The following is a 3,085-nucleotide window of genomic DNA, read 5'->3' as shown; positions in this document are numbered from 1 at the left end:
GATACCTCCTTTGTTTTTAATGCGGTTGGCGAACCTGCATTAATTATAACATTGGAGGTTTTTCTGTAAGCTGAAGCATCCTTATCCACTTGCATAGCAAGTGGTTTTTTGGTTTTCTATCCCTCCGTTTTTCGGAACCCGAAAAACTCCGGGCCAGAAAACAGGCCCTTGGCCTAACAAAGAAAAACGCTCAGCAAGTAATTTCTTGCTGAGCGTCTTAAAATCATGCTGGAGAGTGACTCCGGTTGTCTATTCTTTTTTCAGGAGACATATTTACCGTCACCGACCTTTATCTTTAACCTTTCAATTTTCAATCAGTTTGCGTGACTGCTTTTTGCGAAAGCGAGAAATGTTCACTTCCAGCATATATTCACATCGAGTTTTTTGAAAACGGGCAGTGACAGTCTTTCGGTCACTGCCCGCTTATCATAATGCTATTTCGGGTTTGTCAATGTTATTTAGTGATCCCTTTCTTTTTTCTCTTGTCTGTAACACCCAACACGGTCAGAACACCACCGCTGGCAAACAGCAGAGCGACCAACAGGAACATATTGCTGTTATCGCCGGTCTGGGGGCTTTCTGTTTTCTCAGAAGGCTTGCCAGGCTGTTCGGGCTTGGCTGGGTCAGTCGGGTCTGTAGGGTCTGTAGGAGTAGTGGGGTCGGTGGGCTTTTCGCTGGTTTCAAACGGTGTGTTGGAGCCAAGGATAGCATACTGGCTCAGATGGGTAGTCTCAAATACCAGGAAGTCACCTTCCACCACTGCATCAAAGCGTTCCAGCGGGTCTCCCAGATATACCGCCTGATAGTATTTGTAGCCCTTAAGCTGATCAGTCATCGGGATTTTAACCGTCATAGGGTTATTCTTAACCTCAACGGTCTTGCCGTCGGCATCTTTAACGGTGATTTGGTAAACAGTAAGTAAGCCGGGAAGCTCCTCTTTTAATTCGGGGTTGCTTTCCAAAACGCTTTCTGTTGCCATAGTGTCGGCATAAAGCTCTGCACCCTCCGGTACGCCGTCGGTCAGGGAGATGGAAACCCCGGTATCGGAATTGGTCAGATCCTTAATTTTTCCTTCATCACCGGGCGTCGGAGTCGGCTCTACCGGGTCTTTAACGGGCACTGACTTGATTACATCGTTGGTGCAGTAGTAGCTATACATGCCGTTCTTCTCAATGACTGTCTTATATCCCTCCGGATAGCCTTCCTGATCCGTGGTAAGATTTCTCATACCCTCAACAGGAGCTGCAATTACAGCTTCTTTTTTATCGCCCCAATGATCCACAATCTCCATCTTGTCGGTAAGTCCCTTGTAAACGGAATACCAAGATGTTCCTACTCCGCCTTCAGGAGGATATTCAATCTTATCCGGACCCCAATAGAAGGTTTCGCCGTCTTTTTGAAGTAAGGTCATGTTCATTGTATTTGAAATTTTTGCGTCAACGGTTTTTTCCTCGGGGTCCTTAGTATAGCCCTCGGGCCATGCTACGCCGGCGGTTTTGCTGACAGCTACCGCGAGATATTCATTTCCACTGGCAAGTCCGTCAACCTTTACAAGCTCAAACACATCAGTTTGACCCTCTGAATACTCATTAGCCTCGAAGAAGTAAATGCCGTAGAGTTTGCCGTCATTGTCCTTTGTGGCAAGCTGCCATGTTCTGTTAGCATAACTTTCTTCATCTTCATAAATAACAGTTGCACCCACTGCATATTCGCCTTCCACGCCGGAGTCAGGGGTCATGGTAAGGGCTGCTTCCAGATTGCCTTGGAAGGGAAGGGTTGAGGAGGTAGTAGATACAAAGGCCGCAGAATAAGTGTTTTCACCTGCGCTCTTATACGCTGTCACAGAAGCGTTTGAGCCGACCTTGAGCAGACCCTGTGTTCCCTCAGCCATAAAGCGGATCGCCGCAGTCTGAGATGTTTTGTTTTCATTGATGGTCAGGGAGCCGTCTCCGGTAATTTCCAGATTGCCGCCCCAGCCGAAGCCGTATACAACCAGTTCGGAGATATGGTTGTCTCCCACCAGATTAAGCTTCAGATCATCACCCATCTCGTTGGCGACAAGGATATTGGTCGGGTTGTTGTAGTTGGTCAGGGTAACGGTGTTGCTCGCCTTATCATAAACAGCACCTGATACATCGTCAATCTGGCCGCTGTTGGCAAAGAGCGTCTGATACCCATCCTCCGAATTACCGAGCCTGAGGTATGCATAACTGTAGTCCCCGGACGAGGGGCCGTTCGCCGCAAACGCCGGCACAGCCATTCCAACAGCCATACAAAGCGTCAGCAGTCCTGCAAGAAGTTTGCGCTTTAGTTTCATGATTGATTTTTCTCCTTTCAAGATAACATTTATGTGAATACACGGGTTTGATCATTCTTTTTGGTGTGTCACCCCCCCTTTTTTTCTCGGTGTTCTATGCCATCCGTTCCCCGGTGCGCCGGTTCAGGCAGCCAGGGCGGAACGAATAACCTTCTTTGCCGCAGTTAAAGTTCTTTATGCTTTGGTGAATACCAAAGCATAAAGAAGGGATATCCCTTCTGCGTTTTCAGCTTTCCTGCGTCTCCCATTTGGCGTAGAGATCCATCGGCGCATAGGGCGCTTCCCTGACAGGGCGCTCTTTCAGCTCTTCAAGGATTTTAAGCCCTGTTACCGGGCCGGCGGTGCAGGCTTTATCCCTGTACCAGCCGGTGAATACCTTCTTGTCAAACAGAGTCACTTATCCTTTGGTGCATACCAAAGGATAGAAGGGATATCCCTTCTTGAAAAAGATACCGGCTGCGCCGGGGCGGGCTGTGGTTTTTGCACGAAGCCCGCCCGCAGGCGCTTTTGCCGGTTTTGTTTTATCTCTCAGCCTTATTTCTCGGCCGCCGCCTTTTTCCGCCTGTAGAGCAACATTCCCAGCACGCCGCCGCAGGAAGCCAGCATCAGGCCGAGCCACAGCGCCATATCGCTGCTGTCCCCGGTCTGCGGGCTTTCTGTTTGCCCAGAAGGCTTGCCCTGCTGTTCGGGCTTGGCTGGATCGGTTGGCTCAGTCGGGTCGGTAGGAGTGGTCGGGTCAGTAGGATCCGTTGGCTCAGTGGGTTCAAC

General features: G+C 49.5%; 3 protein-coding genes. All 3 read right to left on the bottom strand.

Annotated elements, in window-relative coordinates; all coding sequences use genetic code 11:
* Positions 1-454 precede the first annotated feature (454 nt).
* Positions 455-2,317 (bottom strand): LPXTG cell wall anchor domain-containing protein, encoded by a 1,863-nt coding sequence (locus B5E62_RS16555; RefSeq protein ID WP_087175608.1) that lies wholly within the window; start codon positions 2,315-2,317, stop codon positions 455-457.
* 226 nt (positions 2,318-2,543) lie between these two features.
* A complete protein-coding gene (locus B5E62_RS17010; protein ID WP_157888449.1) occupies positions 2,544-2,714 on the bottom strand; it encodes a hypothetical protein in 171 nt (56 codons plus the stop codon).
* A 137-nt stretch (positions 2,715-2,851) separates the two neighbouring features.
* Positions 2,852-3,085 (bottom strand): LPXTG cell wall anchor domain-containing protein (locus B5E62_RS16550; protein WP_143468885.1); only part of this gene is annotated, 234 nt, incomplete at its 5' end.

The organism is Lachnoclostridium sp. An118, from assembly GCF_002160985.1.
Classification (GTDB): domain Bacteria; phylum Bacillota; class Clostridia; order Lachnospirales; family Lachnospiraceae; genus Claveliimonas; species Claveliimonas stercoravium.
This window is presented reverse-complemented; position numbering and strand designations above follow the sequence as displayed.